Annotated in this window: 24 protein-coding genes and 1 other RNA gene; 13 read left to right on the top strand and 12 right to left on the bottom strand. The window is 62.8% G+C overall.

The window, feature by feature from the left end:
• Positions 1–3: 3 nt before the first annotated feature.
• Positions 4–1,605 carry a cisplatin damage response ATP-dependent DNA ligase gene (locus FJ543_RS27655; RefSeq protein WP_140878386.1) on the bottom strand — a complete coding sequence of 534 codons (1,602 nt, stop codon included), beginning with the start codon at positions 1,603–1,605 and terminating at the stop codon, positions 4–6.
• Positions 1,606–1,609: 4 nt separating this feature from the next.
• Complete coding sequence (locus FJ543_RS27650) at positions 1,610–2,620, bottom strand: ligase-associated DNA damage response exonuclease (protein ID WP_015314062.1); 1,011 nt, start codon at positions 2,618–2,620, stop codon at positions 1,610–1,612.
• 150 nt (positions 2,621–2,770) lie between these two features.
• Here FJ543_RS27650 and FJ543_RS27645 point away from each other — a divergent pair, with 150 nt between their 5' ends.
• From FJ543_RS27645 to FJ543_RS27635, 3 genes are all read left to right on the top strand, one after another.
• The gene (locus FJ543_RS27645; protein ID WP_140878338.1) at positions 2,771–3,691 is read left to right on the top strand and encodes a methyltransferase domain-containing protein; all 921 of its coding nucleotides are present in this window, start codon (positions 2,771–2,773) and stop codon (positions 3,689–3,691) included.
• 100 nt (positions 3,692–3,791) lie between these two features.
• Positions 3,792–4,151 carry a hypothetical protein gene (locus FJ543_RS27640; RefSeq protein ID WP_015314060.1) on the top strand — a complete coding sequence of 120 codons (360 nt, stop codon included), beginning with the start codon at positions 3,792–3,794 and terminating at the stop codon, positions 4,149–4,151.
• Positions 4,152–4,165: 14 nt separating this feature from the next.
• Complete coding sequence (locus FJ543_RS27635) at positions 4,166–4,693, top strand: AAA family ATPase (RefSeq protein ID WP_140878336.1); 528 nt, start codon at positions 4,166–4,168, stop codon at positions 4,691–4,693.
• Between the two features lie 115 nt (positions 4,694–4,808).
• Here FJ543_RS27635 and FJ543_RS27630 read toward each other — a convergent pair whose 3' ends face one another.
• The 7 genes from FJ543_RS27630 to FJ543_RS27595 form a co-directional block, all read right to left on the bottom strand.
• On the bottom strand, positions 4,809–5,750 hold the full coding sequence (locus FJ543_RS27630) for a glyoxylate/hydroxypyruvate reductase A (RefSeq protein WP_140714091.1): 942 nt from the start codon (positions 5,748–5,750) through the stop codon (positions 4,809–4,811).
• A 30-nt stretch (positions 5,751–5,780) separates the two neighbouring features.
• Positions 5,781–7,412: an ABC transporter ATP-binding protein gene (locus FJ543_RS27625; RefSeq protein WP_015314057.1), complete on the bottom strand. Its 1,632-nt coding sequence runs from the start codon at positions 7,410–7,412 to the stop codon at positions 5,781–5,783.
• Entirely contained in the window at positions 7,409–8,554 is a 1,146-nt protein-coding gene (locus FJ543_RS27620; RefSeq protein ID WP_140878334.1) for an ABC transporter permease, read from the bottom strand. The genes FJ543_RS27625 and FJ543_RS27620 overlap by 4 nt, the downstream gene beginning before the upstream one ends.
• Positions 8,554–9,648 (bottom strand): microcin C ABC transporter permease YejB, encoded by a 1,095-nt coding sequence (locus FJ543_RS27615; protein ID WP_015314055.1) that lies wholly within the window; start codon positions 9,646–9,648, stop codon positions 8,554–8,556. The genes FJ543_RS27620 and FJ543_RS27615 overlap by 1 nt, the downstream gene beginning before the upstream one ends.
• A 279-nt stretch (positions 9,649–9,927) precedes the next feature.
• On the bottom strand, positions 9,928–11,796 hold the full coding sequence (locus FJ543_RS27605) for an extracellular solute-binding protein (protein ID WP_140878332.1): 1,869 nt from the start codon (positions 11,794–11,796) through the stop codon (positions 9,928–9,930).
• Positions 11,797–11,810: 14 nt separating this feature from the next.
• A complete protein-coding gene (locus tag FJ543_RS27600; protein ID WP_140878330.1) occupies positions 11,811–13,688 on the bottom strand; it encodes an extracellular solute-binding protein in 1,878 nt (625 codons plus the stop codon).
• A 165-nt stretch (positions 13,689–13,853) separates the two neighbouring features.
• Complete coding sequence (locus FJ543_RS27595) at positions 13,854–14,555, bottom strand: cytochrome c family protein (protein ID WP_140878328.1); 702 nt, start codon at positions 14,553–14,555, stop codon at positions 13,854–13,856.
• Between the two features lie 193 nt (positions 14,556–14,748).
• Between FJ543_RS27595 and FJ543_RS27590 the strand changes: the two genes are divergently transcribed.
• Positions 14,749–15,477, top strand: a complete 729-nt coding sequence (locus FJ543_RS27590; protein ID WP_140878326.1) for a 3-deoxy-manno-octulosonate cytidylyltransferase — start codon at positions 14,749–14,751, stop codon at positions 15,475–15,477.
• A gap of 9 nt (positions 15,478–15,486) precedes the next feature.
• A complete protein-coding gene (locus tag FJ543_RS27585) occupies positions 15,487–16,350 on the top strand; it encodes a prephenate dehydratase (protein WP_015314050.1) in 864 nt (287 codons plus the stop codon).
• Between the two features lies 1 nt (position 16,351).
• On the opposite strand, the gene FJ543_RS27580 is transcribed toward FJ543_RS27585, so the two are convergent.
• From FJ543_RS27580 to FJ543_RS27570, 3 genes are read right to left on the bottom strand one after another with little or no spacing between them, the layout of a single operon-like run.
• Entirely contained in the window at positions 16,352–16,651 is a 300-nt protein-coding gene (locus FJ543_RS27580; RefSeq protein ID WP_140878324.1) for a Dabb family protein, read from the bottom strand.
• A gap of 30 nt (positions 16,652–16,681) precedes the next feature.
• Positions 16,682–17,626, bottom strand: coding sequence for an NAD(+) diphosphatase (gene nudC, locus FJ543_RS27575; protein WP_140878322.1), 945 nt, complete (start codon positions 17,624–17,626; stop codon positions 16,682–16,684).
• A 36-nt stretch (positions 17,627–17,662) separates the two neighbouring features.
• Entirely contained in the window at positions 17,663–18,082 is a 420-nt protein-coding gene (locus tag FJ543_RS27570) for an HIT family protein (protein ID WP_015314047.1), read from the bottom strand.
• A 144-nt stretch (positions 18,083–18,226) separates the two neighbouring features.
• Here FJ543_RS27570 and ffs point away from each other — a divergent pair.
• From ffs to FJ543_RS27525, 8 genes are all read left to right on the top strand, one after another.
• Positions 18,227–18,323, top strand: an RNA gene (gene ffs / locus FJ543_RS27565) — signal recognition particle sRNA small type.
• A 104-nt stretch (positions 18,324–18,427) separates the two neighbouring features.
• Entirely contained in the window at positions 18,428–20,263 is a 1,836-nt protein-coding gene (locus FJ543_RS27560) for a DNA polymerase III subunit gamma/tau (RefSeq protein WP_140878320.1), read from the top strand.
• A 31-nt stretch (positions 20,264–20,294) separates the two neighbouring features.
• Positions 20,295–20,618, top strand: coding sequence for a YbaB/EbfC family nucleoid-associated protein (locus FJ543_RS27555; protein WP_015314045.1), 324 nt, complete (start codon positions 20,295–20,297; stop codon positions 20,616–20,618).
• Between the two features lie 84 nt (positions 20,619–20,702).
• Entirely contained in the window at positions 20,703–21,110 is a 408-nt protein-coding gene (locus tag FJ543_RS27550; protein WP_140878318.1) for a hypothetical protein, read from the top strand.
• A gap of 249 nt (positions 21,111–21,359) precedes the next feature.
• Positions 21,360–22,367, top strand: a complete 1,008-nt coding sequence (locus FJ543_RS27545) for a cell wall hydrolase (RefSeq protein WP_140878316.1) — start codon at positions 21,360–21,362, stop codon at positions 22,365–22,367.
• A 78-nt stretch (positions 22,368–22,445) separates the two neighbouring features.
• Positions 22,446–23,051, top strand: a complete 606-nt coding sequence (gene recR / locus FJ543_RS27540; RefSeq protein WP_015314042.1) for a recombination mediator RecR — start codon at positions 22,446–22,448, stop codon at positions 23,049–23,051.
• Between the two features lie 188 nt (positions 23,052–23,239).
• Complete coding sequence (locus tag FJ543_RS27530) at positions 23,240–24,517, top strand: lytic murein transglycosylase (RefSeq protein ID WP_140878314.1); 1,278 nt, start codon at positions 23,240–23,242, stop codon at positions 24,515–24,517.
• Positions 24,518–24,777: 260 nt separating this feature from the next.
• Complete coding sequence (locus tag FJ543_RS27525; protein ID WP_015314040.1) at positions 24,778–26,421, top strand: ABC transporter substrate-binding protein; 1,644 nt, start codon at positions 24,778–24,780, stop codon at positions 26,419–26,421.
• The last annotated feature ends 15 nt before the right edge of the window (positions 26,422–26,436 follow it).

The raw sequence follows: 26,436 nt of genomic DNA, 5'->3' as shown, positions 1-26,436 counted from the left end.
TCCCTAGCGGTCGAGCAGCGCCTGCAGGGTTTCTATGCGATCGGCCTCGTTGGCCGGCTTGTCCCAGCGCAATCGTGAAATCCTGGGGAAACGCATGGCCACACCCGATTTGTGCCGGGTCGAACGATTGAGTCCCTCGAAGGCGACTTCCAGCACCAGGCCATTGTCGCGGTCGGCGCGCACCGAGCGCACCGGTCCAAAACGCTCGACGGTGTTGTCACGGACATATTTGTCGATCTGCTTCAGCTCTTCATCGGTGAATCCGAAATAGGCCTTGCCGACCGGCACGAGTTCCTCCTCGCCCTCGGCTCCGGACCAGACGCCGAACGTGTAGTCGGAATAGAAGCTCGAGCGCTTGCCGTGGCCGCGCTGGGCATACATCAGCACCGCGTCCACCGTGTGCGGATCGCGCTTCCATTTGAACCATGGACCCTTCGGCCGGCCGGCGACATAGAGCGAATCCCAGCGCTTCAGCATCACGCCTTCGATGATCGGATGCGGCGGCGCGCGGCGCAGGTCCTCGAGCGACCGCCAATCCGTGAACGCGACGAAGGGGGAGAGATCGAAGCGGCTCGGGTCGAGCGTCCCGATGAAGGCTTCGAGCCGGCCGCGTCGCTCGCGGAAGGACAGTCCGCGCAGATCCTCCGTGCCGATCTGCAGCACGTCGTAACAGCGCATGAAGGCTGGATATTGCTGCTGCATCTTCGGCGTTACCGTCTTGCGATTCAGCCGCTGCTGCAGGTCCGAGAAGGTTCCCGTCGCTTCTCGCGGATCGCCGACAAGCAATTCGCCATCGAGCGCAGCGGAAAAATGCATGGCGTCGGCGAGGTCTGGAAAGGCCCCTGAGACATCGTCGCCGGTGCGCGAATAGAGCCGGCGGATGCCGCCTTCGGCTACCGCCTGGACCCGGATCCCGTCCCATTTCCATTCCGCCGCGTAGTCGGCGGGATGGAGCTTTTCGAGGTCGCCGTCACCGACGGGGTTCGACAGCATGACCGGGCGAAACAGCGCCAGCGCCGTGTTGCGCGGTTTTTCGGCCTTGCCTTCCAGCCAGGCGAACAGCGCCGTGTAGGGCGGCGATAGCCCATGCCAGAGCTCCTCGATCTCGGCGACGTCGATCTTGCCGAAATCGGCCAGCGCCTGCTTGGCCAGCCGCGCCGAGACGCCGATGCGCAGGCCGCCGGTGACCAGCTTGATGATGGCAAAGCGTGCCGAGATGCCGGCGCTGTCGAGCAGCCCCGTCAGCACCTTCGGTCCATCGGAGCGGCTTGCCGCCTGCAGCTTGGCCACCACCTCGCCAAGCGTCGGCTCGCGGTTGGCGATCCTGCTAGGCGTTCGCGGCCAGACCAGCGACACCGTCTCGGCGAGGTCGCCGACATAATCGTAGGAATAGCCGAACAGCACCGGGTCCATGCGTTCGGTGACCAGCGTGCGCAGCATGGCCGGCTTGACCGCGGCAATCCTGAGATCGCCGGTGATGGCGGCCAGCGCCAGGCCGCGATCGGGATCCTCGACGTTGCGGAAATAGTCGATCAAAAGGGTCAGCTTGCCGTTGCGCGACGGCGTCAGCACCAGGCGGTCGAGAAGCTCGGCGAAGCGGTTCATGCCGTCAATCGCCCTCATCCTCATAGCCCACCAGATGCAGCGGGCGGGCGGCGATGCCTTCCAGTTCGCACCAGCGCACCAGCGCTTCCTCGCGGCCGTGCGTGACCCAGATTTCGGCGGCTCCGGTCTCCTTGATGGTGGCGGTGAGTTCGTCCCAGTCGGCATGATCCGAGATGATCAGCGGCAGTTCGACGCCGCCTTGCTTGGCGCGCTGGCGGATGCGCATCCAGCCCGACGCGAAGCACGAGATCGGATCGGGAAAGCGCCGCGCCCAGCGGTCGGCGAAGGCCGATGGCGGGCCGACCACGATGGCGCCGGCGAAATCTTGCTTGGCCCCGCTCTCCACCGTCGCCGGCTCGAGATCGCCGAGATCGATGCCCTGGCTCTGGTAATACGCGCTGAGCTTGGCCAGCGCGCCATGGATGTAGAGCGGCTTGTCGTAACCGGCGTCGCGCAACAGCCGCATCACGCGTTGCGCCTTGCCCAGCGCGTAAGCCCCGACCAGATGCGAGCGCTCCGGGAATTGCGCCGCCGATTTCAGCAGCCGGGCGATCTCTTCCGTGTCTGGCGGATGGCGAAACACCGGCAGGCCGAAAGTCGCCTCGGTGATGAAGATGTCGCAGCGGATCGGCTCGAAGGGCGCGCAGGTCGCATCCTTCTGCCGCTTGTAGTCGCCGGAGGCGACGATGCGCCTGCCCTGGTGCTCGACCGATATCTGCGCCGAACCCAGCACATGGCCGGCCGGATGAAAGCTGACATCGACGCCGTTGAGGGCAATCGTCTCGCCGAGCCTGGCTGTCTGCGTCGTCCCCGCGAAATCCTCGCCGTAGCGAAGTCCCATGATGTCGAGCGTCTGCTGTGTCGCAAGCACCGAGCCGTGGCCGGAACGCGCATGGTCGGAATGGCCGTGCGTGATCAGCGCCCGGTTCACCGGCCGCACCGGGTCGATGAAGAAATCGCCCGGCGGGCAGTAGAGGCCTTCGGGCCGGGGATGAAGCAGGTCGCTGGCGCGCATGATGCCAAGATAGGATATAATTCCGCTGGGGAAAGCCTGTTGGCCGAGACTGCTGACTCCCGGGCAAAGCCTGTCCAATTCGGTTCAGCTTCGGCATTCCTTGCTCTACAGATATGGGCGGCCGGCTCCCTGCAGGTGGAAACCATCATCATGAAACCGCTTCAGACCTCGTCGGGCGACCCGAACGCCGATCGCCGTGCGGACTATGCCGAAATGCTCGTTGCCTCCGGCGATCATGCCGCTGCCGCCGAGTTGCTGCTCGGCGGCCTGGAACTGGCGCCGCAATGGGCAATGGGCTGGTTTCGCCTGGGCGAGATGCAGGAGGCATCAGGCAGGCTCGACCTGGCGGCGCAGGCCTGGAGGACGGCGTTGAAACTGGATCCGGCCGATCGTCAGGGCGCGGCTCTCAAATTGCAGCTGATCGGCAAAGGTCCGGTCTTTATGGCGCCGCCCAGCGCCTTTGTCGAAACGCTGTTCGACCACTATGCCGAGACATTCGAGGACATGCTGGTAGGCAAGCTCGACTACCGGTTGCCCGAGGTGCTCGACGCGGCCATCCGCAAGGCAAGGCCGGGCCGCCTCCGCCTGGCGCTCGACCTGGGTTGCGGCACTGGGCTGATGGGCGAGAAGCTGAGGCCGATCGTCGACCGGCTGGAGGGGTTCGACATCTCGGCAAGGATGCTGAAGAAGGCGCGGGCAAAAGGCATCTACGACGCGCTGACGAAAGCGGATTTGCAGGATTTTTCCTATTCAGGCGACAAGGCCGATCTGGTGACGTCAGCCGACGTGCTGATCTACATCGGCGGCCTCGAAGGTCTCGTGGGAACGGTCGCCGGCCTGCTCGCCGAGGGTGGCTTGTTTGTCTTTTCAGTCGAGAGCCTGGCGGAAGGCGGTGGCGAGTTCGCGCTGCAGCCCTCCCGGCGCTACGCCCATTCGGATGGCTATGTCGTACGGACCCTCGAGGCCAACGGCCTCTCGGTCCTCGCGCTGGAGCCGACAACCATCCGCTGGGATCGCCGCGAGCCTGTCAAAGGCCTGGCCGTCGTGGCATGGAAAGCCGGTCCCCTGTGAGGGCAACTCTTTGCGCTGCTGCGAAAAAGTCCGATTTGCGTGCGCGACTGATATTTGCGATCTGGTCGCATCAGGGCGGGATATCAGGAGGAGCACTTCTATGCGCTGGAACGTGATGATTTTGGCGTCTTGCCTCGTAACCACCGGCTGCGTGGGCAATTCAGCGTCCGAGCGGCAGGACGCCAACGTCGAGTCCTCGCTGCAATATGACAGCGTGCCATGCGATCAGTTGCTGTCGCGGCGCAACGGATTGGCGCAGCAATATAGTCTCCCCACGACCGCCAAGCCGACTTTTTCCAATCCTGCCATGGGTTTTGGCCCGTTCACGCCCGACATGCGTTCCAAGGCTCAACGCGACAGCGACAAGGCGTCAGGCGAAATCGATGCCATGAACCGGTCGATCGATCGCCGCGACTGCGGCAAACCGGACAAGCAGAAGAAGTTCGCGCTGCCTGGCTGATGCGTGTTGCCCAAATGAAGCTCTCGGACTTCGGCGACCGCATCTGTATCCTGGGCCCGTCGAACAGCGGCAAGTCGACGCTTGCCGACGCGATCGCGCGCAAGCGTGGCCTGACACCCATTCATCTTGATCTGCTCTTTCACCTGCCCAACACGGATTGGCTGCAGCGTCCGAGGGACGAATTCATTGCCTTGCATGACGCAGCGATCGCCAGCGAACGGTGGGTGATGGACGGAAATTACTCGGTTTGCATGCCGCAACGCTTCCAGCGCGCGACCGGATTGATCCTGCTGGACATTTCCACCCCGGCAAGTCTGCTGCGCTATTTCAGGCGTACCTTGTTCGAGAAGGAGAGACGCGGAGCCTTGGAGGGTGGGCGCGACAGCATCAAATGGGACATGATCCACCACATTGCCGTGACCACGCCGAAAAACCGCTCAAGATACCGGGTGACGTTCGAGCAGGTCAACCTGCCGAAGCTGCAACTGTCGTCCGCCAATGCGATCAAGAAATGTTTTCAGGACTGGGATTTGGCCAGGTGACGAGGACGTCTGGCTAGAGCAATTCCAGGAAACGTGCGTAGCGGTTTTCCGTCCGGAATTGCGTAAAAACAAAGAATTAGAGCGGGTCGGCGATTCCATAAAACGCTGAACCGCTCTAGTATCCTGCCTTGCGGTCCACCAGATTGTCGAGCCTTTCGCCGCGTTCGAAAGCGTCCATCTGGCGCAGCATGAGCGGCGCCAGATGGGCTGGATCGGAAGTCGCCGCGGCATGCGGCGTCACGAACACCTTCGGGTGGTTCCACAACGGGCTGGTCTTCGGCAGTGGTTCCACCTCGAACACGTCGAGGCTCGCCTCCTTCAGCATGCCGTCATCCAGCGCGCGCACGATGTCGGCGTCCTTCTGCAGGCGGCCGCGTCCGGCATTGATCAGCACCGAGCCGCCGAGGCCGTTGCGTTTCCTCAATTCCTTCAGCACGCCGTAGTTGACGATGCCTTGCGTGTCCGGCGTCAGCGGCAAAAGCACGACCAGAATATCGGTGGCGTTGAGGAACGGGATCAGCCCGGCCTCGCCGCTATACGTCGCCACCCCTTCCATTGGCCGGTCCGTGCGCGACCAGCCATTGACCGCAAAGCCCAGCGACAGCAGCGCCGAGGCTGCCGCGCGGCCGAGACTGCCAAGTCCCATGATGCCGACGGAAATGTCACCGGCCGGCCTCTGCTGCGGCTCGTGCCAGATCTTCTTTGGCTGCTGCGACCGGTAGAGCAGGCCCTGGCGATGGTGATCGAGCACCCGCCAGACGACGTACTCGGTCATGTACTGGGTGAGGTTGTCGGCGACGACCTTGACAATCGGCACGTCGGGCAGGCCGGGATCGGCGAAGATATGGTCGACGCCGGCGCCGATCGAGAAGATGGCGCGCAGATTGGGCAGCGACGACATCAAATTCGGCTTCTGCTTCCACACCACCGCATAGGTGATCGAGGGATCCTCGGCTCCATCCGGTTCCAGCACCACCTCGCGTTCGGCCGACAGCAGGTCGCGCCAGCGCTGCGGATGAAAGCCGGTGACGGCAAGCAGGATGCGGCCTTTTTCCATCGCGGTTCGTTCAGTCCTTCCTTGTGCGGATCACTCGCTGACCACGCCTGTCGGCGCTGTCTCGATCTTGAAAGCGGCCGAGATCAGAGCCCGAGTATAGTCGGTTTGCGGATTTCCAAAAATCTGTTCGGAAGGGCCGGCTTCGACGATCTGGCCGTTGCGCATGACGATGACGTCATTGGCCAGCGCCCGGATGACCTTGAGGTCGTGGCTGATGAAAAGATAGGCGAGGTCGTGCTTGGCCTGCAAATTGCGCAGGAGATCGACGACCTGTGCCTGCACGCTCATGTCGAGCGCCGATGTCGGCTCGTCCAGCATGACGAAGCGCGGGTTGAGCACCATGGCGCGGGCGATGGCGACACGTTGGCGCTGGCCGCCGGAAAACTCGTGCGGATAGCGGTTGCGGGTCGCCGGATCGAGCCCGACTTCCTTCAGCACGGCGGCCACCTTGTCGTCGCGCTCGTCGGGCGACAGCTTTGGCTCGTGGATCTTAAGCCCTTCCTCGATGATCTCGGCGATCGACATGCGCGGGCTGAGCGAGCCGAACGGATCCTGGAAGACGATCTGCAATTCGCGCCTGAGCGGTCGCATGGCGTTGAAGGTGAGCTGGTTGATGTCTCGGCCGTTGAACTGGATCGTCCCGGTCGACGAGATCATGCGCGCCAGTGCCAGGCCGAGCGTCGTCTTGCCCGAACCGGATTCGCCGACCACGCCCAGCGTCTGGCCGGCGCGCACGGTGACGTCGATGCCGTCGACCGCCTTCACATGATCGATCGTGCGCCGGAAGAACCCCTGCTTGATCGGAAACCAGACCTTGATGTCCTTGCCGGTCATGACAGGCTTGGCGTCGGCATTGGCGGCCGGCGGCTTGCCTTTCGGCTCGGCGGCCAGAAGATGGCGCGTATAGGGGTGCTGAGGGTTGGCGAAGATGTCCTTGGTCGGTCCGGTCTCGACGATCTTGCCCTTGGTCATCACGCAGACCCGGTCGGCGATCTTGCGCACGATGCCGAGGTCATGGGTGATGAACAGCATCGACATGCCCTTGCGGCTTTTGAGGCCCGCGAGCAGTTCGAGGATCTGTGCCTGCACCGTGACGTCGAGCGCGGTCGTCGGCTCGTCCGCGATTAACAGTTCCGGCTCGTTGGCGAGCGCCATGGCGATCATGACGCGCTGGCGCTGGCCGCCGGACAGCTGATGCGGATAGGCGTCCAGACGCTTCTGCGGATCGCGGATGCCGACCTCGTTGAGCAGGGCCAACGTGCGCGCCTTGGCCGGACGGTCGCCCATGCCTTGATGCAGCTTCAGGATTTCGACGATCTGGTGCTCGATCGTGTGCAACGGATTGAGCGAGGTCATCGGCTCCTGGAAGATCATGGTGATCTTGTTGCCGCGCACCTGGCGCAATTGCTTCTCGCTCATGGCGAGCAGGTCGGCACCCTGAAACAGGATCTTGCCTGAGGGGTGGCTGGCGCTGGGATAGGGCAGCAGCTTCAGCACCGACAGCGCCGAGACCGATTTGCCGGAGCCGGATTCGCCGACCAGCGCCACCGTCTCGCCCCTGGCGATGTCGAACGAAATGTGGTCGACGGCGACTGACTGGCCGCCGCCCTGGCTGAAGGCGACGCTGAGGTCCTGCACGCTGAGCAAGGGAGCATCGCTCATTTGAACGTCTTGCGCGGATCGAAGGCGTCGCGCGTCGCCTCGCCGACAAATACCAGCAGCGACAGCATCAGCGAGATGACGACGAAGCCGGAAATGCCGAGCCAAGGCGCGTTGAGATTGCGCTGCGCCTGCTTGAGCAGTTCACCGAGCGAGGCGGAGCCGGGCGGCAGGCCGAAGCCGAGATAGTCTAGCGAGGTCAGCGTCGAGATCGAGCCGCTCAGCAAAAAGGGCAGGAAGGTCAATGTCGCCACCATGGCGTTGGGCAGCAGATGCCGGAACATGATGGTGCGGTTGGGCACGCCGAGCGCGCGCGCCGCGTTGACATATTCGAAGTTGCGGGCGCGCAGGAACTCCGCCCGCACCACCCCGACCAGCGCCACCCAGGAAAACAGCAGCATCAGGCCGAGCAGGATGAAGAAGCCCGGCGGCAGGATGGCGGCGACGATGAGCAGCAGATAAAGCACGGGAATGGCCGACCAGATCTCGATGAAGCGCTGGAACAGCAGATCCGTCCAGCCGCCGAAATAGCCCTGCAAGGCACCGGCGCCGACGCCGATCAGCGCCGAACCCGCGGTCAGGATCAGGCCGAACAGCACCGAAATGCGGAAGCCGTAAATGACGCGCGCCAGCACGTCACGCGCCTGGTCGTCGGTGCCGAACCAGTTCCAGTTGCCGACATTGCAGGCCGGGTCATCGGCTCCTCGTGGATATTGGTTGCAGCGCGTCTTGGCGTCATATTCCCATGATGGCTTGGCCGGTGCTGCTTCCGGAATGGCGTTGTTGACGGTCTGGTAGGAATAGCGGATCGGCGGCCAGATCATCCAGCCATGGGCGTTGATCTCGTCCTGGATAACCGGGTCGCGGTAATCGGTGACGGCATAGAAGCCGCCGAATTTTTCCTCGGGGTAAGCGACCATCACCGGGAAAAGGATCTCGCCCTTGTAGGAAGCGATGATCGGTTTGTCGTTGGCGATGAATTCGGCAAACAGCGACAGCACGAACAGGACGAGGAAAATCCACAGCGACCAGTAGCCGCGGCGGTTGGCTTTGAAATTCTGCAGGCGGCGCTTGTTGAGCGGCGACAGGCACGGCCGTGGGAGCCGCTCCGGCAAGACACCGGCGGTCACGCTTGCCTCCGACATCAGATGTCTCTCCGCTCGAAATCGATGCGCGGATCGACCCAGGTGTACATCAGGTCGGACAGGAGCCCGACGAAGAGGCCAAGCAGCGAGAAGATATAAAGGTTGGCGAACACCACGGGATAGTCACGCTCGACCACCGATCGGAAGCCGAGCAGGCCGAGCCCGTCGAGCGAAAAGATGTTCTCGATCAGCAGCGATCCGGTGAAGAAGGCCGAGATGAAGGCACCCGGGAAGCCGGCGATGACGATTAGCATGGCGTTGCGGAAAACGTGCCCATAAAGCACCTGCCGTTCCGACAGGCCCTTGGCGCGCGCCGTCACCACATACTGCTTGCGGATTTCCTCCAGGAAGGAGTTCTTGGTCAAAAGCGTGGTCGTTGCGAAGGCCGACAACACCAGCGCCGTCAGCGGCAGCGTCATGTGCCAGAAATAATCGACGATCTTGGCCGGCCACGACAATTGGTCCCAATTGTCCGAGACGATGCCGCGCAACGGGAACCAGTCCCAGAACGAGCCGCCGGCGAACAGCACCATCAAAAGGATGCCGAACAGGAAGCCTGGAATGGCATAGCCGACGATGACGACGCCACTGGTCCAGACGTCGAAGGGCGTGCCGTCCTTCACCGCCTTGCGAATGCCGAGCGGTATCGAGATCAGATAGGACAACAAGGTGATCCAGAGCCCGATCGAAATCGATACGGGCATCTTTTCCAGGATCAGGTCGAGCACCGAGATATCGCGGAAATAGCTGTTGCCGAAATCGAACCTGGCATAATTCCACAGCATCATGCCGAAGCGCTCGAGCGGCGGCTTGTCGAAACCGAACTGCTTCTCCAGCTTCTTGATGAATTCCGGATCGAGGCCCTGGGCGCCGCGATATTTCGAGCTGACATCGCCGGCGACATCGAAATTGGAGCCGCCTGCATCGCCGCCACCACCGCCGAGGCGGTCGCTGCCGCCCTGGTTGGTCAGCTTGGCGATGACCTGCTCGACCGGCCCGCCAGGCGCGAACTGGATAACGGCGAACGATATCGCCATGATGCCGAACAGGGTCGGGATCATCAAAAGGATGCGGCGCAGTATATACGCGCCCATCAGGTGTTATCCTCCTCGAGGAGAGCCACCGCGCCTTGCGGCACCCGCAAGGCAATCGCTCCGGGCCAAATGTCGACGCGGGCGCCGCCCCTCATTGTCCTGCCGGACATTTCTCCCCGTATAGTGACGGGGAGAAAGGGGCTGGCCGCAGTCTCGGCGTTCTTAATGCGACTCTCGTAGTTGGCGAAACCGTTGGTGAGAGCGCCCCTCGCCCCGTCGCTATACGGGGAGAGGATGCCGGCAGGCAGGTGAGGGGCAGCGCCAACACCCCCAAGGAATTCAGCCTTTGCCAATTTTTGCCGCCTTGCCTTTATCGAACCACCACAGCGTCTCGACCGGAAAGCCGTAATCGGGCTTTTGCTCGGGAAAGCCGAACATGTCCCAATAGGCAACGCGATGATTCGCCAGGAACCAACTAGGAATCCAATCGCATCGCGCACGCAAGACCCGGTCGAGCGCCCGCATCGCCACGGTCAGGTTTTCACGGTCCTTTGCCGCGCCCACGGCATTGATCAGCGTGTCGACAGCGGGATCGGAGATACCCGGCAAGTTGCGGGAGCCGGAGACGCCGGCGGTGCTCGAATGGAAGAAGACTTCGAGATCATCCCGAGTCGGCGTCGCGCTGAACGAAAAGGCAGCAGACAAGAGGTCGAAGTCGAAACTCGCCTGCCTGGACTGGTATTGCGCCGAATCCACCAACCGTATCGTGGCGTCGATGCCGATCGCCTTCATGTTGGCGACCCAGGGCGAATAGACCTGGACGAAGGTGTCGTCATCGACCATGAACTCGGCTGAAAGCCGGCCTCCCTTGTCGTTAACGACAAAGTCGCTTGATCGCTTCCACCCGGCGGCGGACAGAAGTTTTGCCGCTTGGCCAAGCAGCTTGCGGTCGCGACCGGAGCCGTCGGATGCGGGCTGGGTCACTGCCTCGCCGAAGACCTCTGCCGGCAACTGGCTTCGCAGCGGCTCCAGCAGAGCCAGTTCTTGCGGCGACGGTGTCCCTTCGGCGCGAAAGTCCGATTTCTCGAAGCAGGATTGCGAACGCTCGTACGAGCCGTAGAAGAAGTTGCGGCGCGTCCACTCGAAATCGAAACATAGCGCGAGCGCCCGCCTCACCCTAGGGTCGCGAAACTGCTCTCGCCGCTGATTGACCGCGGTGGCCTGCATCGAGGGTCGCTTTTCGGCCGGGAATTCATGCTTGGCCACTTTGCCCGCGGTCATTGCAGGGAAGTCATAGGCGGTGGCCCAAACGCGAGACACGAATTCCTCGCGATAAGCGATCTCACCCTTCTTGAAGGCTTCGAATCCGGCGTTGCGGTTCTGGTAGAACTCGATGCGGATACGATCGAAATTGTTCTGGCCGCGATTGAACGCGAGGTCGCGACCCCAATAGTCCGCCACCCGATCGTACTCGATCCATGCGCCGGCCGAGAAACGCCCGACCTTGTAGGCGCCGGACCCGAGCGGCGGGTTCAATTGCGAGGAATCGAAGGGATTTGCCGTGTAGAAGGCCTTGGACACGATCGGGAATTCCACCACGTTGAGCACGGTCCGGGCGGATTGCTTGCCGGAAAAAGTAAGCCGCAGTGTGCGGTCATCGACGGCAACGGCATCGATCATGTGCGTCAGCGACAGCGATAGGTCGGGATGGCCCTTCTCCTTGTAGAGCTTGAAGGTGAAGGCAGCATCCTGCGCCGTCAGCGGCGTGCCGTCATGGAAACGCGCCTCGGGTCGAAGCGAGAAGGTGAAGCCATTGCGGTCGTCGGAGAGCGTCACGCCATCCGCGATCTGGCCATATACCGCGTCGGGTTCATCGAGCGCCCGCACCATCAGCGCGTCGAAACACATCTCCATGCGTGGCGGCGCATCGCCCTTGTTGGCGAAGGAGTTCAGCGTGTTGAAAGTCTGCGTATCCTGGTTGTAACCCCAATTCGGCGGCGAGAAATTGAAGATGCCGCCCTTGGGCGCATCGACTTTGACATAGTCGAAATGCGGGAAATCAGGCTTGTATTTGAGGTCGCCGAAGGCGGAAAGGCCGTGCAGCTTGGTGCCGGTCGCAACGTTTGCAAAGGCTTTGCCCGGCATCAGCGCTGCTGCAGCGGCAGCGCCACCCAAAGCCAGGAAATCGCGGCGGGGCAGGGCCGCCATCAATTGCCGCCCCATCAATTGCCGCCCTTGTATTTGGCCGCCAGCGTTTTTTCCTTGTCCGGGTCGATCCACCATGAATCGATGTCGGCGCCGACATAGGCAGGCTGTTTGTCGGGGAACTTGAACTTGTTCCAATAGGCCAGCCATACCGCTGAACGGTAATATTGCGGCACGACGTAGAAGTTCCACAGCAGGATGCGGTCGAGTGCGTGGGTGGCGGCGACGAGATCATCGCGATCGGTGGCGAAGATGATGCGATCGACAAGCGCGTCGACGACTGGATCCTTGATACCCATCAGGTTGCGCGAACCAGGCGCATCGGCGGCCTTGGTACTCCAGAAATCGCGCTGCTCGTTGCCGGGCGACTCCGACTGGCCGAACAGACCCGTCACGACATCGAAATCGAAATTGTTGACGCGGTTGACATACTGCGTCTGGTCGATGATACGCAGGGTAACGTCGACGCCGATCTTGCGCAGGTTGGCGATGTAGGGGCTGGCGATCACCTGGTCCGTGTCGTTCCAGCCGAGGATCTCGAACTTGAACGGTGCGCCTGTCTTGGCGTTGAGCATCTTGCCGCCCTTGATGATCCATCCGGCCTTGGCGAAGAGATCGACGGCCTGCTTCAGATACTTTCGTTCCGCTTGCGGCGAGTCGTAGACGGGCAGCTTGAACTCCTGAGAGAAGAGTTCTGGCGGCAGCTTGTCGCGATACTTTTCCAGGATTTCCAGTTCCTTGCCCTGCGGCAATCCGCTGGACGCCAGTTCGGTACCTTGGAAATAGCTCGATGTGCGTGTGTTGAAGCCGAAGAACAAGGTGCGATTCATGCTCTCGAAATCGAAGGGTATGGTCAATGCCTCGCGGACCAGTCGGTCCTGGAACAGCGGCCGCCTCTGATTTAGCACAAAGCCCTGCATCGGCTGCGGCGACCGGGTCTGGAAGTCCTTCTTGATGACGTCGCCGGCCTGAATGGCCGGGAAATTATAGGCTGTAGCCCATTTGCGGGAGCTGTATTCGCGGTTGATGTCTTCCAGCCCACCCTTGGTGAAGGCAAGCCAGGCGGCATTGTCGTCGAGAATGTAGGTGTATCGGCGCGTGTTGAAATTCTCGCGGCCGATCTTCACCGGCAGCTTGGCCGCCCAGTAGTCGGGCACGCGCTGCCAGACGATCTCCGAGCCCGGCTTGAAGCTGGCGATCTTGTAGGCAGCCGAACCGAGCGGAATTTCCAGCGTCGGCCTGGTGACGTCGCGCTTCTTGCCATTGGCGTCCGTGCCTTCCCACCAATGCTTCGGCAGCACGGCGAGATCCCCAAGGATCTTCGGCAGTTCGCGGTTGCCCTTCTGGTTGAAATGGAACTCGACCTCGCGGTCGGAGATCGCCACCGCATCGGTGACGTTCTCGAAATATCGGCTGTATTGCGGGCTGTTCGCCTTCAGCACCTGGAACGACCAGATCACGTCGTCGACGGTGATCGGCTGATCGTCATGCCATTTGGCGCGGGGGTCGAGCCGGTAAGTCGCCGAGGAATAGTCGGCCGGGTATTTGTAGGCGTCGGCGATCAGAGGATGGCTGACGCTACCCTCATCGGTCGCCTGCTCCATCAGCGTGTCGTAGAGCAGGCCGCCGCCGAAGCCGACAAGACCCGCCGCCGGCGATCCCTGGACGACATAGGGATTGAAGCTGTCGTAGGTGCCAAGCAGTACCGAATTGAGAGTGCCGCCCTTGGGGGCATCCTGATTGACGTAATCATAGTGCTGGAAATTGTCGCCATATTTGGAGTCGCCGATCAGCGATGAGGTGGTGCGCCACTCGTCAGCCCGGGTCGCCTGCAACCCCGCCGCCACCAGGGCCACGACCAGCAATGATTTGAGAAGCACCCGGCCAAGCGTCATCCACAGTCCTCTTCGCGATGCGTGCCATCATCCAGAAAGGCAATCTAGATGATTTGTCGCGCGTGAAAACCGCCATGCGCGGCTTTGTCGCCGCATATGCGATTTTCCTAACGAAAAAGCCGGGCTGAACCCGGCTTTTTCAAGGTCGTCGAGACGATATTTGGGTTATTGAGCAGGCGCCGGTGCCGGGGCGGCCGGAGCTGGTGCGGCGGGAGCCGCAGGTGCCGCCGGCTTGGCGGGAGCAGCCCCTTCGGCCGGCTTGGCCGGTGCGGCACCTTCAGCCGGCTTGGCCGGCGCCGTCGCGTCGGCGGCAGCGCCCGGCGCGGGCAGCGGCTTGGGATTGTCCGACAGCGTGCGCAGATAGGCGATGACGTTGGCGCGGTCCTCTTCCTTGGGCAGGCCGGCGAAGCCCATCGCCGTGCCTTTCACAAATTTCTTCGGCGAGGTGATGAAGTGGTTGATGTTGTCGTAGGTCCACTTCTCGGCGCCGCCCTTGGAAAACTCCTTCATGCCGGCCGAATAGGCGAAGCCCTCATGCGCGGCGACGGGGCGGTCGATGAGATCCCACAAATCCGGGCCGACCTTGTTAGGGCCGCCCTTCTCGCCGGAGTGGCAGGCCTGGCATTTCTTGAAGATGGCGGCGCCCTGTTCGACACTTGCGCTGGCCAGAAGATCTGCGATCGGCTTTTCGGCTGCTGCCGGCCCGGCAGGGCCGCCCTCTGCCGGCTCGGCGGCCTCGATGGCGAAGCCTGGTTTTTCCGGAGCGGGCGAGGCAAACAGCGCGTCAGACACCAGGCCGACGGAGAAAACGACGAAAACGGTTCCGAGCAATCCGGCGAGCAGCTTGTTGACTTCGTTGGAATCCATACGCCCCTTGCTCCCTTTTCCGGCGGACTGATCCGTCCACTCCGTCCGTCGGTATCGAGACCAGCCCTCCAGAGCCGGTCAAATCGGGCGGAAACTAGGTCTTTTGCTCGGGCGTTGCAACACCTATAAGGGCGCTTCCAGTGAGACCTTTTGCCACTTTTCCCCTCCTCTTTTCGAACGCCTTGCCAGACCGATGTCCACCTTGATCCTGATCCCGGCCCGCATGGCCTCGACACGCCTGCCGGGCAAGCCGCTGGCCGACATATCGGGCGCGCCGATGATCGTTCATGTGGCGCGCCGCGCGGCCGAGGCCGGGCTTGGCCGGGTGGTGGTGGCGACCGACACGCAAAGCGTGGCCGAAGCGGTGCGGGCGCATGGTTTCGAGGCCGTGATGACGCGCATGGATCATGAGTCGGGTTCGGATCGCATCCACGAGGCGTTGATCGCTCTTGATCCCTTGGGCAAGGTCGAAACGATCGTCAATGTGCAGGGCGACCTGCCGACCATCGATCCCGGCATCATCGCAGCCTCGCTCAAGCCGTTCGACGACCCTTCGGTGGATATCGCCACGCTCGGCGTCGAGATCATCCGCGAGGGGGAAAAGACCAATCCTAACGTCGTCAAGATCGTCGGGTCGCCGCTCACCGGCACGCGGTTGCGGGCGCTTTACTTCACCCGCGCCACCGCACCCTGGGGCGAGGGGCCGCTCTATCACCATGTCGGCCTATACGCCTATCGACGCGCGGCACTCGAGCGTTTCGTCGCGCTGAAGCCGTCGCCGCTTGAGCGCCGCGAGCGGCTGGAGCAGCTGCGGGCCCTGGAAGCCGGCATGCGCATCGACGCCGAGATCGTGCAGTCGCTGCCGCTTGGTGTCGACACCCCTGAAGACCTGGACCGTGCCAGGCAAATCCTTTCCAACTGAGATATCAGCATGCCTGAAAAGACCAATAGAATATCCTTCCAGGGCGAGCCCGGCGCCAATTCCGACACCGCCAGCCGCAACGTCTATCCCTCTATGGAGCCATTGCCGTGCCCGACCTTCGAGGACGCGTTCAATGCCGTGGAGACCGGCAAGGCCGATCTTGCCATGATCCCGATCGAGAACACCATCGCCGGGCGCGTCGCCGACATCCACCACCTTCTGCCGGAATCGAAGCTGCACATCGTCGGCGAATATTTCCTGCCGATCCATTTCCAGCTGATGGTGCTGCCGGGCGTCAGGCGCGACGAGATCAAGACCGTGCACACCCACATCCACGCCCTCGGCCAATGCCGCAAATACATCCGCAAGAACGGGTGGAAGGGAGTGGTCGCCGGCGACACGGCGGGCGCCGCCAAGATGGTCTCCGAGGTCAAGGACCGCACCATGGCCGCGTTGTCGCCGGCGCTGGCAGCGACGCTCTACGGGCTCGACATCATCGAGGAGAATGTCGAGGACACCGACAGCAACGTCACCCGCTTCGTCGTCCTGACCAAAAGCAAGCAATGGGCCGAGCGCCCGTCACCCGACGTCAAGATGATGACGACCTTCATCTTTCGCGTCCGCAACGTGCCGGCCGCGCTCTACAAGGCCATGGGCGGCTTCGCCACCAACGGCATCAACATGACAAAGCTGGAAAGCTACCAGCTCGGCGCCTTCACGGCGACGCTGTTCTACGCCGACATCGAGGGCCACCCCGACGATCCGCTGGTCAAGCTGGCGCTCGACGAGCTGCGGTTCTTCTCGCGCGAAGTGCGGATCCTCGGTGTCTATCCAGCGAGCGAGTCACGCGAGCAGTGGAAGGTGGCGGATTGAGCTACCAGCCCAACGGCACGTAGTCGATCTCCATGAAGGTCTCGACTTCCGGCACCCAGCGGTCGCGCACGAAGGCGACATGGTCGGGATGTTCGTTGTACCTGGTGTAGGCGGCCTGGTCGGCGAACTCCATCGAGAAGCCGAACTGATAGTCGTTCTTGGGGCTGACCTGCCGCAATTGCTCGAAATGCGTGACGCCCCGGATCGCCGACAGGATTTTCCTGGCGTCGACGAGGAACCGCTTTTCCTCCAGCGAATGCGGTGGGTGCTTCAGCGTGAAGACGACGGTGTGACGGATCATTTGTCTCTCCTGCAATGACTTCGATATTCGTTATTCGCTGTCGACCCAGGCGCGGATGAGGTGGTGCGCAATGGCGCCTTTCGGCGGCGTGACCAGATTGTCGGGGTGCGTTCGGTCCAGCATCAGGCGCACCTCGTCGCGCAAAAACCAGCGGCAGTCCTCCAGTTCGTCGAGATCGGCCTGGATGTCCTCGTTGAGCGGCTCGCCGAAGCATCCGATCATCAGCGAATAGGGGAACGGCCAGGGCTGGCTGGCGTGGTAGACGACGCGGCCGAGCCGGATGCCCGCCTCTTCCAGCGTTTCGCGGCGCACCGCCGCCTCGATCGTCTCGCCCGGCTCGATGAAGCCGGCAAGCGCCGAATACATGCCCGGCGCGAAATGCCGGCCGCGCCCGAGCAGGCATTTCTCCCGCGTCGTCGTCAGCATGATCGCTACCGGGTCGGTGCGCGGAAAATGCTCAGTGCCACAATTGGGGCAATGCCGCTTGTAGCCGCCGGCCCGCATCTGCGATTGCGTGCCGCATTTGCTGCAGAAGCGGTGGCTGGCGTGCCAGGCAAGCAGGGCGGCGCCCTGCGCCATCGCGCCGGCGGCGGCTTCGTCGATCAGCCCTTGCATATAGACCGAGCGGTAATCGATCGCCTTGACGGTTTCGGGCAGCTGTTCGGCATCGACGCCTGCCAGCACCGCCAGCACCGGCCCCTGTTCGGAAAAGCCGAGCAGCACGCCCTGGTCGACAGAAGGGCTGAAGGGCTCGCTTTCGGCGATGCCGAACCATGGGTCGAGGCGGCCGCCCTCGCCGGGCTTCAGCAGGAGCCTGCCGCCATTCATCAACAGCAGCCGCGTCGTCGGATCGGCCAGCGCCTTGTCGACCGAATCGTCGGCGCGGTTCTCGGATTGCCGGTCGATCGTGTTGCCGGCAAAGCCGACGAACTGGCTCGGCTCGCGCACGGGCGCGTCAAACAGGCGGAAGGTCATGTGGACTCTGGTGCTTTGGGATGGACACGGCAAGGCTTATAGCGCTGCCCTTATCGTTTCGGCAAACCGGCGCAGGTCGGAACGCTGATAGGGCTCGCGCAGGCCATGCCCCCAGACTGGGCCGGGCCAGCCGGGATCGCCCTCGGACCGTGCAATGATGTGGACATGCAGTTGGCGCACGATGTTGCCGAGCGCACCGGTGTTGATCTTGGTGCAGCCGCTCACCTTCTTCAGCGCCTGCGCCACCATATTGGTCTCGAAGGTCAGCATCGCCTGGTCGAGCGGCGTCATGTCGTGGATCTCCTCCGCGCCCGGCCGCTGCGGCACCAGGAGCAGCCATGGCCAACGGCGGTCGTTCATCACCCGCAATTCGCACAGCCCCAGCCACATCAATTGCTCGCTGTCGGCCTCCAGCCGGGCATCCAGCGTGAATCCGGCCTTCAGGCCCGGCAGCATCGGCGTTTCCCTTGCTTTTCTTGGTTTCCTCAAACCATGAACGCTAAAGCGGCTGCACCGGTGCTGCAAGCGAATCTGGTGGTTCGCGGTGCCGATTTGCCTGCGCACTTGCATTTCGTCGCGCAATTGCCGATATGGACAGCGGGAGGTTGGTGGTGGACGATCCACTCGCCAACCGGGTCAGGTCCGGAAGGAAGCAGCCCTAACGAGCCCGGAACGGGTCATTGTTCCAGCCTCCCACCTCATCGGCCCTCCTCGCGACATTGACGACGCATTGCAGCGCGGGCGAGACTATGCGCAGGAATCGGCGCCTGTGGGCGCGGCCTTTTGGAGCTTAACGGGCGAATGAGCGAAGCCGGAAATTCGGGCCCCGATAGTCTGGCGACGGGCAAGGCCGCTGCCTACCGCGTGCTGGCGCGCAAATACCGTCCGTCGAATTTTTCCGAACTCGTCGGCCAGGAGCCGATGGTGCGCACCCTCACCAACGCCTTTGCCACCGGCCGCATTGCCCAGGCCTGGATGCTGACCGGCGTGCGCGGCGTCGGCAAGACCACCACCGCGCGCATTTTGGCGCGTGCCCTGAACTATAAAACCGCCACCACGGATCAGCCCTCGGTCGACCTCGCCGTGCTTGGCGAGCACTGCCAGGCGATCATGGAAGGCCGCCATGTCGACGTCATCGAGATGGACGCCGCCTCGCACACCGGCATCGACGACATCAGGGACATCATCGAGCGCGTGCGCTATGCGCCGGTCTCGGCCCGCTACAAGGTCTACATCATCGACGAAGTGCACATGCTGTCGACACAGGCCTTCAATGGCCTGCTGAAGACGCTGGAAGAGCCGCCGCCGCACGTCAAGTTCATCTTCGCCACCACCGAGATCCGCAAGGTTCCGATCACCGTCCTGTCGCGCTGCCAGCGATTCGACCTGAGGCGCATCGACGCCGGCGCGCTCGTCTCGCATCTCTCCTCGATCGCCGGCAAGGAAGGCATTTCGGTCGACGACGACGCGCTGGCGATGATCGCGCGCGCGGCGGAAGGTTCCGCCCGCGATTCGCTCTCCATTCTCGACCAGGCGATCGCCCATGGCGCCGGCTCGGTCAGCGCCGAGGCCGTGCGCGCCATGCTGGGGCTGGCCGACCGCGCCCGTATCGTCGATCTGTTCGAACATGTGATGAAGGGCGATGTGGCGGCAGCGCTTGGGGAGTTTCGCGCGCAATACGATACCGGCGCCGATCCGGCCGCCGTGCTCACCGATCTTGCCGAGTTCAACCATCTCGTCACCAGACTGCGCTTCGTGCCGACCGCGATGGACGATGCCTCGCTGTCGCAGGACGAGCGTCAGCGCGGTGCCGATTTCGCCCGGGCGTTGTCGGTCAGGGTGCTGTCGCGGACCTGGCAGATGCTGCTCAAGGGCATTCCCGAGGTGCAGTCCTCCAACAGGCCGGTCAGTGCCGCCGAAATGGTGTTGATCCGGCTGGCGCATGCCGCCGACCTCCCGACATTGGACGAGGCGCTGAGATCGCTGGAGAGCGGCGCCTCGGCAACTGGCGCCGCGCCGCGCCCGAACGGCGCGCCGATGAGCCCCGGCCCCGTGAATCCCGGCAATGGCGGCAATGGCGCCGGCGCCGTGGCGCAGGCGCGCATGCCTGGCGGCTCGGGCGGCGCGCAGACCATGCGGCTGGTCGAGGCCACGCCTACTCCGACTGCATTCGTCGCGCCCCCGCAGCCGGCGCCGGAGACGCAAGCCGTACCGCTGAAATCGCTGGCCGACATCGTTGCCCTTGCCGACGCGAAACGCGACATTGCCTTCAAGGTGCTGATCAAGAGCTGCATCCGCCTCGTGCGCATCGAACCGGGCCGCATCGACGTAAGCCTGACCGACGATGCGCCCAAGATGCTGCTCAACGACCTGACGACGAAGCTACGCGCCTGGACCGGCCGCAACTGGCTGGTGTCGCTGTCGAAGGAGGAGGGCGGCCAGACGCTGGCCGAGATGGAATCGACAAAGCGTGAAAACGCTTTCCTCGATGCCAGGAACGACCCGACCGTGGCCTCCATCCTGGCCCGCTTTCCCGGCGCCAAGATCATCGATGTGCGCATTCCCGACACGCCCGACGCCGACGCGAGCGAGGCCGAAATGCCGGTCGAGCCGCCGGCCGATGACGACGAACCCTGATATTCAGCACTAATCCGCAAAGGATCGGACCATGAAAGATCTTCTCGGCCTGATGGGCAAGGCGAAGGAAATGCAGGCCAAGTTCCAGGCCATGCAGGATGAGATTGCCACGGTCGAAGCCCTCGGCCAAGCCGGCGGCGGCCTGGTCAGCGTCACGCTGAGCGGAAAATTCGATATCAAGTCGCTGAAGATCGACCCGTCTTTGTTCAAGGAGGACGACGTCGAAATCCTCGAGGATTTGATTCTTGCCGCGCACAATGACGCCAAGGCCAAGGTCGAGCAGATCATGCAGGAAAAGACCAAGGCGCTGACCGCCGGCCTGCCCATTCCCCCGGGAATGAAACTGCCTTTCTGATGCATGTAGCCCAAAAGCATGCCCACGGGCTCGGCCCTGAGGGTGGGCAGGCAACGATATGCATGAAAGCAGAGACCGGCGCCCATGATCGACGAGCCGTCCGAAAGACTGATCGAGCAGCGTATCCGCAACAGGATCTACGAGATTCTGGAAATCCTCGCCGATTGCGACGCCGGGGTCGATCTCGTCGGCATCAAGGGCTACTTCAACCTGTTCGAGGAGTTCGTGCATCGGCCGTCGATCGAGGCCGGCACGTCGGCGCTTTCAAGGGACGAACGCGCGATCGTGCTGGAAATCGCCGAATTCCTGGAGGCGGCCTCCGAAACAAATCCTGATTTCACCAAGGCCGAGTTCATCGACAGCGACTGGCCGGGCAAGATCGCGCCGACGGCCAGGGAGGCGCGGGCGCTGTTTCTCAGGCGCGGCCTGTTTTCAGAGAAGATCGAAGAGATCGAGCCCGGCCGGCCGGCAGCAATCGCCGCCGGGCAATAGGCTTTTGGAACGCATGGCGCGGTCTTGCCGGGAAAAGCACTTGGCGTTTCCCCAAGGGAATTGCGGCAAAACGAAGAGAGAACGGTCATCATCAGTGTGAAACGATGGCTCGATCTATCTGGAAAGCCTCGATTTTGTGTCAATTCGGCAACAGTATGCCGTTAATAACGTTTTGGCCATCATTTTGCCCGAAAGTGTCTCATTCTTGCCGCAGCCTGGGGGCGGGCGTTGAAGTGAGAGGGTTACCTGTTGATCGCGATGCGATGGAAGACGCCGCTGTTGCTCGGCGTCGTTACGTCTCCCCTTTTCTTGGCCGCTTGCAGCCAGACAACCTCGCACGGCATGTCCGTCGCCAGCCTGACCGACGCCATCACGCCGAGCTTTCTGAGTTCGCGCGCCTACAGTCACACGCCGAAGGACAGGGAATGCCTGGAACGGGCGATGTTCTTCGAATCCAACCGGTCGAGCCGCGACGGCATGATCGCGGTCGGCACGGTGGTGATGAACCGGCTGCGCTCGGGCAACCATGGCAACACCATCTGCCAAGTGGTCGGTGAGCCCGGGCAGTTCGCGCCGGGCGTCATGACCAGATCGATGAATTCGCGCGCAATGCCCGATGTCGAAGAGGCCGCCGACGCCGTGCTCAAGGGCGAGCGCAAGACCAAGCTCAAGAACACGATGTATTTCCACACCGCCGGCCTGCGCTTCCCCTACAAGAACATGCACTACACCATGGTAGCCGGCGGCAATGCCTTCTACGAGAAGCGCGGCCGCAACTGGCAGCCGCTGCCGGATGAGCCGATGATTGCCTCGGCCGAGCAGCCGGCGGCGTTGCCGGGGGTACCCGCGACACGGGTCGCATCCATCGAGACGGTGCGCCCGGCCAAGGCATCAGTTCGCAACGCTCCAGCCCAGCAAGTCTACATGACCGCCGCGGCGGAACCGGCGGCCAAGCCGGAGCCCGTCCGTACCGCCCCCGCACAGCAGACCTATCTGACCGCGGCCGCGGCGCCGACGGCAAAATCCGCGCGGGTCTCGGCGAAGCCGGTGGAAGTTGCCATGCAGGAGCCGATGGAAGAGCCGGATGCCGCCCGTTTTGGCGGAATCCTGAACAGCGGAACCTCGAACAAACGGGTCATCTCATCGATCCAGGACGCTCCACAGGAAGCCTCGATGGGATTCCAGTCGACGCCTGAAAACACCGATGCCATAGGCGCGATGATTGTCAGCCAGGGCCGCCCGCTCGAAACAAACTGATTCTCGCATGGCAGCATGGCGAACCGTGCGTCGACGGGGGATGTTTCAAAGCGCTCTGAAAAATCCTAGATCAGAGCGATGTCCAAGCGAATCGCCGGTCCCGAGATCGAACGCCTGATCCAGCTCCTGGCCAAGGTGCCGGGGCTTGGCCCCCGTTCGGCCAGGCGCGCCGCGCTGCACCTGATCAAGAAGAAGGAACAGCTGCTTTCGCCGCTGGCCGCCGCCATGGGCGAGGCCGCCGACAAGGTGCGCATCTGCTCGACCTGCGGCAATGTCGACACCTCGGACCCCTGCATGATCTGCACGGACCCACGCCGCGATGCCGCCACCCTGATCATCGTCGAGGACGTCTCTGATCTCTGGGCGCTGGAGCGGGCGGCGGCGATGAATGTGCGCTACCACGTGCTCGGCGGCACGCTGTCGCCGCTCGACGGCATCGGCCCGGACCAGCTCAACATCCGCTCGCTGATCGATCGCGTCGCCGGCGGCGAAATCAAGGAAATCATCCTCGCCGTCAACGCGACGGTCGAGGGCCAGACCACCGCGCACTACCTCACCGATCAGCTCTCCGGTTTCGAGGTCAAGATAACGCGGCTGGCGCACGGCGTGCCAGTCGGCGGTGAACTCGACTATCTCGACGAAGGCACGCTGGCCGCGGCACTGCGGTCCAGGACGGCGTTTTAACGTTATTGGTGGGGAAGGTGCATTCTATGGCCGTCATTCACCTGTCTGTGCCAGGCACCCCCCTCTGTCCTGCCGGACATCTCCCCCGCAAGGGGGGAAATTGGCAGCTTCGGCGTCGGCGAACTCCTTTCAACGTTGGTGATTGGCGAAAGCCGAGCCGACAGCCGATCTCCCCCCTTGCGGGGGAGATGTCCGGCAGGACAGAGGGGGGTGCGACGGAACGCGACTTTCGCAAATTCAGCCTTGCATTTTTTCTGGCTGCTCTAGTGGGGATGGTCCTCACCGTCCCCACCCACGCCGCCCCCATTGACGACCAGTTCCGCGCCTGGCTGCAAAACGACCTCTGGCCGGAAGCCAAAACCAAAGGCATTTCCAAAAACACCTTCGACGCCGCCTTCGACGGCGTGAAGCCCAATCTCAAGCTGCCGGACCTTGTCATGCCCGGCGAGAAACCCAAAACCCCGCAGAAGCAGCATCAGGCCGAGTTCGGATCGCCCGGCGCCTATTTTGCCGAGAAGACGGTTCGTGCGGTGACATCAGGTGGACGCGCCCGCGAAGCCGCCAACGCCCGCACGCTTGCCTCGATCGAGAAGCGCTATGGCGTGCCGGGCGAAATCCTTCTGGCGATCTGGGGCCGCGAAACCGGCTTCGGCGCGGCGAAGATGCCCTACGACGCCTTCGAGGTGCTGGGCACCAAGGCGTTCATGTCGACGAAAAAGGATTTCTTCCGCACAGAACTGCTGGCGGCGCTGGAAATCGTCGAGCGTGGGCTGGCGCCGGTCGGCGCGATGAAATCGTCCTGGGCCGGCGCGCTCGGCCAGCCGCAATTCATGCCGACCTCGTTGCTCAAGCATGCCGTCGATTTCGACGGCGACGGCCGCGTCGACATCTGGAATTCGACGCCCGATGTGCTGGCCTCGATCGCCAATTATCTTGTCCACTACGGCTGGGTGAGGGGACGCGGCTGGGGTTTCGAGGTGATGGTGCCCCAGAGCGTCTCCTGTTCGCTGGAGGGCCCGGACCAAGGCAAAAAGATTGCACAATGGGCTGCCATGGGCGTCGAGCGCGTCGGCGGCAAGGCGTTCCCGGCAAGCGAGCTGAAGGCGGAAGGTTTCCTGCTGATGCCGGCCGGGCGCAGCGGTCCGGCCTTCATCGCGACCCCCAATTTCTACGTGCTGAAGCAATACAACACCAGCGACCTCTATGCGCTGTTCATCGGCCATGGCGCCGACCGCATCGCCCATGGCGATCAGAATTTTACCGGTGGCTGGGGTCCCGTCGGCGATCTCCACCGCTCCGACATTGCCGCCCTGCAGCGGGCCCTGGAAGCCAAGGGCTACGATGTCGGCAGCGCCGACGGCCTGCCTGGCTTCAAGACCCGCCGCTCGATCGGCAGATGGCAGGAAAAGAATGGCCAGGCCGCCACCTGTTTTCCCGATGCCGGCCTCGTCGCGGCGCTGAAATAGCTTCTAATTTAGCAGATTTTTTCTCGATCGGTGCCTCGATTGGCTGATGTATGCGTCGACACGCCCGCCCGCCATTCTGGTCCAATGAACCATCGCATAAATGCTCGTTGCCCACCGCTGGGCCGCCGGATATGCTGTTGACCAACTGGACAAAAACCACGACGTTAGTGGGGCAGAGGCTCTCGTCGAGCCTTGAAAGAACACCGTAACCCTGAGCCGGGAACTCAGGTCAACCAACAACAAAACAGGGAACAATCATCATGATGATGGAAAAGCTTGCTCTACGATCCCGTATCCTGCTTGCGGGCGCCGCCATGTCGGCGCTGCTTCTGGCCGGAGCGCCGGCTGGCGCGGTCACCCCCGCCGATACGCTTGTCGAAGGTTTTGCCATCGACGACATCATCTCGATGGATCCGGGCGAGGCGTTCGAGCTGTCGACCGCCGAAGTCACCGGCAACACCTATGATCTTCTTGTCCGCCTCGACCTCAGCGACACTTCCAAGGTCAAGCCCGATCTCGCCGAAAGCTGGACCGTCTCCGACGATGGCCTGACCTATACGTTCAAGCTCAAGCCGGGCCTGAAATTCGCCTCCGGCAACCCGATCACCGCCGCCGATGTCGCCTGGTCGTTCGAGCGCGCCGTCAAGCTGGACAAGAGCCCAGCCTTCATCATCGACCAGTTCGGCATCAGCGGCGACAACGTCACCGAGAAGGCCAAGGCGGTCGACGACACAACCTTCCAGTTCACCGTCGACAAGGCCTATGCGCCAAGTTTCGTGCTGAACTGCCTGTCGGCCACCGTCGCTTCCATCGTCGACGCCAAGCTGGTCAAGGAACATGTCGCTGCGGTGACGCCGAGCGCCGACTACAAATGGGACAACGACTTCGGCAACGCCTGGCTGAAGACGGGCTACGCCGGCTCGGGCGTCTACAAGCTGCGTGAATGGCGTGCCAACGAGGCGGTCGTCATGGAGCGTAACGACAATTATTACGGCGAAAAGGCCAAGCTCGCCCGCGTCATCTACCGCAACATGAAGGAAAGCTCGGCGCAGCGCCTGGCGCTCGAAGCCGGCGACATCGACGTTGCCCGCAACCTCGAGCCGAACGACCTCGACGCCATCGCCAAGAATGCCGACCTCACCACCACCAGCGCGCCGAAAGGCACCGTCTACTACATCAGCCTCAACCAGAAGAACCCGAACCTCTCCAAGCCCGAGGTCCGCCAGGCCTTCAAATACCTGGTCGACTATGATGCCTTGAGCACGACCATCCTCAAGGGCATCGGCGAGATCCACCAGACCTTCCTGCCCAAGGGCGTTCTGGGCGAACTGGACGAGAACCCGTTCAAGCTCGATGTCGCCAAGGCCAAGGAGCTGCTGGCCAAGGCCGGCCTGCCCGACGGCTTCAGCGTAACCATGGACGTGCGCACCGGCCAGCCGACCACCGGCATGGCGGAATCCATCCAGCAGACGCTCGGCCAGGCCGGCATCAAGCTGGAGATCATCCCCGGCGACGGCAAGCAGACGCTGACCAAATACCGTGCCCGCAACCACGACATCTATATCGGCCAGTGGGGCCAGGACTATTTCGATCCGAACTCCAATGCCCAGACCTTTGCCTCGAACCCGGACAATTCGGATGCTGGCAAGTCGAAGACGCTGGCATGGCGCAATGCCTGGGACATTCCGGACCTGACCAAGCAGACGGAAGCAGCCCTGCTCGAGAAGGATTCTGGCAAGCGCGCCGACATGTACAAGGATCTCGAAAAGAAGATCCTCGACACCAGCCCCTTCGTCGTCATCCACCAGCAGTTGGAAGTCGCCGGTCTGCGCAAGAACCTCAAGGGCTTCGCGCTTGGTCCGAGCTTCGACACCAACTTCGTCGGGCCGGTCTCCAAGGAATAGCGTTCGCGGACACGC

It is taken from the genome of Mesorhizobium sp. B2-5-7, assembly GCF_006440875.1.
GTDB classification, from domain to species: Bacteria; Pseudomonadota; Alphaproteobacteria; order Rhizobiales; family Rhizobiaceae; genus Mesorhizobium; species Mesorhizobium australicum.
Note: the sequence above shows the minus strand (reverse complement) of the source record. Positions and strands in the feature narration are given on the sequence as shown.

Bases quoted from the DNA above. Each gene is read 5' to 3' on its own strand.
- FJ543_RS27655 (WP_140878386.1), bottom strand. From the start codon at position 1,605: ATGAACCGCTTCGCCGAGCTTCTCGACCGCCTGGTGCTGACGCCGTCG.
- FJ543_RS27650 (WP_015314062.1), bottom strand. From the start codon at position 2,620: ATGCGCGCCAGCGACCTGCTTCATCCCCGGCCCGAAGGCCTCTACTGC.
- FJ543_RS27645 (WP_140878338.1), top strand. From the start codon at position 2,771: ATGAAACCGCTTCAGACCTCGTCGGGCGACCCGAACGCCGATCGCCGT.
- FJ543_RS27640 (WP_015314060.1), top strand. From the start codon at position 3,792: ATGCGCTGGAACGTGATGATTTTGGCGTCTTGCCTCGTAACCACCGGC.
- FJ543_RS27635 (WP_140878336.1), top strand. From the start codon at position 4,166: ATGAAGCTCTCGGACTTCGGCGACCGCATCTGTATCCTGGGCCCGTCG.
- FJ543_RS27630 (WP_140714091.1), bottom strand. From the start codon at position 5,750: ATGGAAAAAGGCCGCATCCTGCTTGCCGTCACCGGCTTTCATCCGCAG.
- FJ543_RS27625 (WP_015314057.1), bottom strand. From the start codon at position 7,412: ATGAGCGATGCTCCCTTGCTCAGCGTGCAGGACCTCAGCGTCGCCTTC.
- FJ543_RS27620 (WP_140878334.1), bottom strand. From the start codon at position 8,554: ATGTCGGAGGCAAGCGTGACCGCCGGTGTCTTGCCGGAGCGGCTCCCA.
- FJ543_RS27615 (WP_015314055.1), bottom strand. From the start codon at position 9,648: ATGGGCGCGTATATACTGCGCCGCATCCTTTTGATGATCCCGACCCTG.
- FJ543_RS27605 (WP_140878332.1), bottom strand. From the start codon at position 11,796: ATGGCGGCCCTGCCCCGCCGCGATTTCCTGGCTTTGGGTGGCGCTGCC.
- FJ543_RS27600 (WP_140878330.1), bottom strand. From the start codon at position 13,688: ATGACGCTTGGCCGGGTGCTTCTCAAATCATTGCTGGTCGTGGCCCTG.
- FJ543_RS27595 (WP_140878328.1), bottom strand. From the start codon at position 14,555: ATGGATTCCAACGAAGTCAACAAGCTGCTCGCCGGATTGCTCGGAACC.
- FJ543_RS27590 (WP_140878326.1), top strand. From the start codon at position 14,749: ATGTCCACCTTGATCCTGATCCCGGCCCGCATGGCCTCGACACGCCTG.
- FJ543_RS27585 (WP_015314050.1), top strand. From the start codon at position 15,487: ATGCCTGAAAAGACCAATAGAATATCCTTCCAGGGCGAGCCCGGCGCC.
- FJ543_RS27580 (WP_140878324.1), bottom strand. From the start codon at position 16,651: ATGATCCGTCACACCGTCGTCTTCACGCTGAAGCACCCACCGCATTCG.
- nudC (WP_140878322.1), bottom strand. From the start codon at position 17,626: ATGACCTTCCGCCTGTTTGACGCGCCCGTGCGCGAGCCGAGCCAGTTC.
- FJ543_RS27570 (WP_015314047.1), bottom strand. From the start codon at position 18,082: ATGCTGCCGGGCCTGAAGGCCGGATTCACGCTGGATGCCCGGCTGGAG.
- FJ543_RS27560 (WP_140878320.1), top strand. From the start codon at position 18,428: ATGAGCGAAGCCGGAAATTCGGGCCCCGATAGTCTGGCGACGGGCAAG.
- FJ543_RS27555 (WP_015314045.1), top strand. From the start codon at position 20,295: ATGAAAGATCTTCTCGGCCTGATGGGCAAGGCGAAGGAAATGCAGGCC.
- FJ543_RS27550 (WP_140878318.1), top strand. From the start codon at position 20,703: ATGATCGACGAGCCGTCCGAAAGACTGATCGAGCAGCGTATCCGCAAC.
- recR (WP_015314042.1), top strand. From the start codon at position 22,446: ATGTCCAAGCGAATCGCCGGTCCCGAGATCGAACGCCTGATCCAGCTC.
- FJ543_RS27530 (WP_140878314.1), top strand. From the start codon at position 23,240: ATGTCCGGCAGGACAGAGGGGGGTGCGACGGAACGCGACTTTCGCAAA.
- FJ543_RS27525 (WP_015314040.1), top strand. From the start codon at position 24,778: ATGATGATGGAAAAGCTTGCTCTACGATCCCGTATCCTGCTTGCGGGC.